Origin of the sequence: Streptomyces ossamyceticus (assembly GCF_001418475.1) — a bacterium.
Lineage (GTDB): Bacteria > Actinomycetota > Actinomycetes > Streptomycetales > Streptomycetaceae > Streptomyces > Streptomyces ossamyceticus.
The window spans coordinates 1-5,550 of sequence record NZ_LIQX01000248.1; the positions used below are offsets into that span (position 1 = coordinate 1).

At 72.1% G+C, this 5,550-nt stretch carries 4 protein-coding genes and 2 pseudogenes; 2 read left to right on the forward strand and 4 right to left on the reverse strand.

Annotation, left to right across the window (positions count from 1 at the left end):
- Nucleotides 1-297: pseudogene (locus AOK15_RS19270) on the forward strand (hypothetical protein); the annotation flags it as partial.
- A 146-nt stretch (nucleotides 298-443) separates the two neighbouring features.
- The gene (locus AOK15_RS19275) at nucleotides 444-1,127 is read left to right on the forward strand and encodes a DUF5995 family protein (RefSeq protein WP_055518472.1); all 684 of its coding nucleotides are present in this window, start codon (nucleotides 444-446) and stop codon (nucleotides 1,125-1,127) included.
- A 12-nt stretch (nucleotides 1,128-1,139) separates the two neighbouring features.
- Here the strand turns inward: AOK15_RS19275 and AOK15_RS19280 are convergent, their stop codons facing one another.
- The 4 genes and pseudogenes from AOK15_RS19280 to AOK15_RS19295 form a co-directional block, all read right to left on the reverse strand.
- Nucleotides 1,140-2,837 carry a flavin monoamine oxidase family protein gene (locus AOK15_RS19280; protein WP_055518474.1) on the reverse strand — a complete coding sequence of 566 codons (1,698 nt, stop codon included), beginning with the start codon at nucleotides 2,835-2,837 and terminating at the stop codon, nucleotides 1,140-1,142.
- Nucleotides 2,838-2,889: 52 nt separating this feature from the next.
- Complete coding sequence (locus AOK15_RS19285) at nucleotides 2,890-3,678, reverse strand: carbon-nitrogen hydrolase family protein (RefSeq protein WP_055518476.1); 789 nt, start codon at nucleotides 3,676-3,678, stop codon at nucleotides 2,890-2,892.
- Between the two features lie 227 nt (nucleotides 3,679-3,905).
- Nucleotides 3,906-5,129: an MFS transporter gene (locus AOK15_RS19290; protein WP_055518478.1), complete on the reverse strand. Its 1,224-nt coding sequence runs from the start codon at nucleotides 5,127-5,129 to the stop codon at nucleotides 3,906-3,908.
- Between the two features lie 145 nt (nucleotides 5,130-5,274).
- A pseudogene (locus tag AOK15_RS19295) lies at nucleotides 5,275-5,550 on the reverse strand (HAD-IA family hydrolase); the annotation flags it as partial.

The window sequence follows — 5,550 nt, forward strand, 5'->3', positions numbered from 1 at the left end:
CACGTGGCAGGCTTACGCGCACAGCGACTGGCCGCGCGCCGCGCCGCGAACCGGCGGAAGGTGCGCCGAGGCGCCCTGATCGCTGCCGCGTCGCTCGTGGCCGTCGCCGGCACCGTCACCGGCGCCATGGCCGGACTGAACGGCGACGGGGGCGCCGCCGAGGCCCGGACCCTGTCCGGCCATGGCGCCGGTGACGGTGCCGGCGACGGCCACGAGCGACGCGGCAGCGATCAGGGCGCCTCGGCGCACCTTCCGCCGGTGCGCGGCGCGGCGCGCGGCCAGTCGCTGGGCGCGTAAGCCTGCCACGTGGTGCTCCCCCCTGCTCCCCGGACCGAGCTCACCGGCTTCCCGGTACTCGCCGCACGGGCCCGCGTTCCCCCGATCCGGGGATGTGCCGGGCACGGCGGCATCGGTGTCAGCCTAGGCCTGGGACCCTGCCCCTTATGGCGCAGTTGGAACATTTCACCAATTCCGTGGACTCGGTGGACGCCGTCGTCGCCCGTATGCGGGCCCTCGACGCCGCCCTGCCCGAGCGGGACGGGATCGCGGTCTTCAACCGTGTCTACCTCACCGTCACGGAGGCCGTGGGCCGGCGGGTCGACGCCGGTCGCTTCGCGGATCCGCGGGCCGCGATCGCCCTCGACGTGCGCTTCGCGGAGCGGTACCTGAGGGTGGCGGAGGGCGGCCCCGCGCCCGCGTGCTGGCGGCCGATGCTCCAGCTCCGGCGCCATCCCGGCGTACGTCCGCTGCAGTTCGCGCTCTCGGGCATCAACGCGCACATCGGGCACGACCTCGCGCTCGCCGTCGTGGACGCCTGTCGTACGCTCGGCTGTGAACCCGTCGACCTGGAGGACGAGTTCGAGGACGTGGGCGATCTCCTTGTCTCGCTGGAGGAGCGCGTCCGCGAGGAGTTGATGCCGGGCCCCGATCTCCTCCAGGTCGCCGATCCGCTCACCCATCTGCTCGGGTCGTGGAGCCTGGAGCGGGCCCGCGAGGCCACCTGGGCGGCGGCCAGGGCCCTGTGGGCGCTGCGCGGGCTCCCCGATCTCGCCGAGGAGTTGGCCCACCGCCTGGACGCGGCGGTGGGGTGCGCGGGGCGGATGCTCCTGACGCCGCTGCCGGACTGAGCGGCGGCCGGCTCAGTCCTCCGGGAGTTCCACGGGCGCGATCTCGTCGTACACGTCGCCGGGGCCGGGGTTGGTCGCGTCGGTGGTGCCGCCGAGGTGGTGCATGACGCCCCAGACGGCGTTGAGCGCGGTCTGGATCGCGCCCTCGGCCCAGCCGGCCGTCCAGGAGATGTCGTCGCCGGCGAGGAAGATGCCCCGCTTGTCCTCGGGCAGCCGGTCCTGCATGAAGTGGGTGAACAGGCGCCGCTGGTAGCGGTAGTGGCCGGGCAGGTTGGCCTTGAACGCGCCCATGAAGTAGGGCTCGTTCTCCCAGGAGACGGTGACCGGGCTGCCGATGATGTGCTTGCGGATGTCGACCTTCGGATAGATCTCGCCGAGCGACTTCAGCATGACCTCCATCCGCTCGTTCGCGGACAGCGGCAGCCACTTCAGGCTGTCGTCGCACCAGGTGTAGGAGAGGCAGATGACGGCGGGCTTGTCCGGGCCGTCGTCGAGGAGGTACGTGCCGCGCGTCATCCGGTCGGTGAGCGTCATCGACATGACGTCCCGGCCCGTGGTCTCGTCCTTGTCCAACCAGAACGGCCTGTCGACCGGCACGAACAGCTTGCTGGACTCCATGTAGTGGGTCCGCTCGATCGCCGTCCAGTGGTCGATCGGGAAGAGCGAGTCGTCGCAGTCGATCTTCGACAGCAGCATCCAGGACTGGGCGGTGAAGACGGCCGCCTGGTAGGTGCGGATATCGCCGTTCGCGTCGGTCACGGTGATCCGGTTGCCGGCGGTGCGGTGCAGCCGGGTCACAGCGGGGCGGGGCTCGCCGTTCTCGTGCAGCGTGGCGAGGGAGGTGCCGTACGCCCAGTGCACGATCTTCTCGGGCTCGCGCTCCCAGAGGCGCAGCGGGAGCTGCTGGCTGCCGCCGACGATGCCGCGGTGGTGGTCGTCGGCCTCGGTGTAGACGACGCGCAGGATCTCCAGGATGGAGTTGGGGAAGTCGGTGTCCCAGCCGCCGGTGCCGAAGCCGACCTGGCCGAAGATCTCGCGGTGCCGGAAGGACTTGAAGGCCTCGGAGTCGCAGAGGAAGCCGTAGAAGGTCTGGTTGTCGAGCTTCTCCACGAGCCGCGCCCAGATCTCACGGATGCGCGGGACGTCCCGCTCGCGTATGGCGCGGTTCATGTCGGAGAAGTCGGCGCCCTCGTCGAGGCACTTGTTCCAGGCTTCGGCGACATCGCGGTAGACCTGCGGGAGGTCCGCGATCGTCTCGGCGTAGTGCGACTCGCCCTTGAGGTCGACGACGGTCGAGGGCGTGGTCTCCGCGAGAGGGTTGGGGAAGGGCCGCGTCTCCAGGCCGACCAGGTCGATGTAGTGCTGGAGGGCGGTGGAGGAGGGCGGGAAGCGCATGGCGCCCATCTCGGCGGTGAGCGAGGGGTCACAGCCCTCGAAGCCGACCGTGCGCAGCCGGCCACCGATCCGGTCGGCCTCGTACACGACCGGCTTGAGGCCCATCTTCATCAGCTCGTACGCGGCCACGATGCCGGACAGCCCGCCGCCGATGACCGCGACCTCGGTGCCGTGCTCGGTCGCCGGGATCTGGCCGAGGCCCGCCGGGTGGGCCAGGAAGTCGTCGTACGCGTACGGGAAGTCCGGGCCGAACATGGTGATCGGCGGCTGCTGCTCGTCTGCGTGCTCGATGGCGTTGGGCACGGTGGACGTCATGGGGTACGGACTCCTTGCGGGAAAGCGGCGGGGCGGGGAGGGAGGAAGAGGGTCAGACCAGGGACCCGTAGAGGCCGGGGCGGCGGTCCGTCAGATACGGGTTCGCCTCTCGGGAGGCCGCGACGAGCGCGGGGTCGACGTCGGCGAGGACGAGGTCCTCGTCGCGTCCGGCGCGGGTGCGCGCGACCCCGTCGGGCCCGGCCAGCGTGGACAGCCCGACGAACTCGAACTCCCCTTCCCGGCCGACCCGGTTGACGTACGCGACGTACAGCTGGTTCTCGAAGGCCCGCACCGGGATCATCGACTCGGCGACGAACTGGAACGGATGCATCTGGGCCGTGGGCACCACCAGCAGGTCGGTGCCGGCGAGGGCGTGGGCGCGGACGTTCTCCGGGAACTCCACGTCGTAGCAGATCATGATCCCGACGCGGACGCCGTCCAGCTCGGCCTGGACGACGGGCTGCTCGCCCGGCGTGAAGTGGTCCCGCTCGAAGCAGCCGAAGAGGTGCGTCTTGCGGTAGTTGGCGAGCCGGGCGCCGTCGGCGGAGACGAGCTGCGCCGAGTTGAAGACGACCTCGCCGGACCGCTCGGGGTATCCGTACGCGACGGCGAGGCCGTGGCGTACGGCGATCTCCGCGACCGCGTCGGCCGAGTCGCCGTCCGCGGGCTCGGCGAGCCGGGCGATGTCGTCGCCGATCGCGTACCCCGTCAGAAACATCTCGGGGGCGATCAGCAGCCCCGCCCCGGCAGCGGCGGCGCGGCCCGCGGCCTCGTCGAGGACCTTGAGGTTCTCGACGACCGAGCCGGGGCGGCCGGAGCTCTGGAGCAGGGCGATGCGCATGCGCGTTCCTCACCGGAAGGAGGGGGGTCTGGGGGTCATGTAGACGGTACGGGCGGCTGACCAGGCCGGACAAGGAGGAGCCGTTGCGCGCCGGTGAGCGGTTCGTTGCGTCCTGGGGTCGGTCCGCGGCGATTCGTTGCGCGCCGCGGGCGGTGCTTTCCCGTCCTCCGAGACCCTGCGGGGCTGCCCCCTCACGGAGGGCAAGAGGGAGCCCCGCTGGGCGGGTGTCAGGTGCGTGCCGTGGACGTCCCCCTTCTCGCGACCAGGATCAGTGCCGTCACCAGGTAGGGCACCGCGAACACCGCGAAGACGGTGCTGTGGGCGTGGTGTGCGCCGAGCAGGGCGTACCCGGCGAAGACGGCGACCGAGGCCAGTTCGGTGCCCATGCTCGCGACCGAGGTGAGGGTGGCCCGGCACTCCCCCTCGACACGGTCCTGGAGCCGGGCGTCGACGAGCACGTTGACCAGCTGGAAGCCGCCGAACGCGACACCCACGAGGGCGACACCGGCGGGGGTCGCCGTCAGGGCGCCCCCGGCGAGGGCGAACGCCGAGACGGCGAGGACCACCCCGAGTCCGGTCGTGCCGAGGCGTTCGCCCACACCGGTCAGCAGACTGCCGATCGTGGGTCCGGCCCAGATCAGCAGCAGGAGGTACGGCACGGTCTGCTGGGCCACGCCGGTGTCGCGGGCCAGCAGCGGGGTGTACTCGTCGAGGGCGCCCCAGACCGCGCCGACCGCGGGGACCAGGAGCAGGGCTCCGCGCACGGATCGGCTGCGGCGGACCTCGGCGAGCCCGGTCCGCAGGGTCGTGAGAGTGGAGGCACGGTCGGCGCCGACGGCGGCCGTCGGGCGGTGCTCGGGGAACCGGGTCGCCAGCGCCGAGGTCAGCACACAGACCAGGACGCTCGCCGCGCCGACGGCCGGGTAGCCGCCGAGGTCGAGCACCGGCCCGGCCAGCCCCATCGCCGCCATCACGGCGACCATCCCGGCCGCCTGGGCCCGGCCGATCACGCGCGCGTACCGGTCATCGGCGCCGAGCCGGTCCAGTTCGTCGTAGACCAGCGCCTCCAGGGCACCGGAGCCGAGCGCTCCGCGCACCCCCCACAGCACGAAGCCGAGGGCGAACACCCCGTACGACGGAACGATCACCCACAGGGCGAAGCCGGCGGCGGTGAGCAGCGGGCCGAGCCACAGCAGCAGCCGTCGGGAGACGGCGTCGGCCCAGGCGCCGGAGGGTACCTCCAGCAGGATCCCGGTGATCGACCACAGGGCGAACAGCGAGGAGACCTGCCAGAGGGACAGACCGGTGTCGCTGAACAGCAGCGCGTACACCGGGTAGAGCAGCACGAAGTCGTCGAGGAACGCGTAGCCGTACAGCGTGGCCGTCAGCCGGCGGACACCGGTGGCCCGGAGGTCCGCGGCGCGGGGCGCACGCGCAGGTGAGAGTGTCATGGGGCCTTCCCGCGGGGGCGATTCGGACGTCGGGGGTACGGCGTCCGAGGCGGCCCTCGGGAGGCACGGCTGGTGGATCAATGTCGCCAGGTCATGGCACCGATGCTAGCCGCGCGGTTCCGCCCGGCCCAGGGGATTTCGGCCGTCACTCCCCGCGGGCCGTGCCCAGCGCGAACGTCGTCACGACGGCCGCGTGGTCCGAAGGCCAGTCGTTGTCCTCGACGTCCGGCCAGGTGCGGGGGGTCCCGCGCACGTAGGTGCGGGAGTCGAGCACGGCCAGGCCCCGGTGCAGGACGAAGTCGATGCGGTCCTGCGGCTCGGGGCGGCCGCTGCCGTCCTCGTGCTCGACGTGGATCGGCGACCAGGTGTGGCCGGGGGCCCGCACGGGGTCGGGGTGGGCCTCACGGTAGGAGTCGCGCAG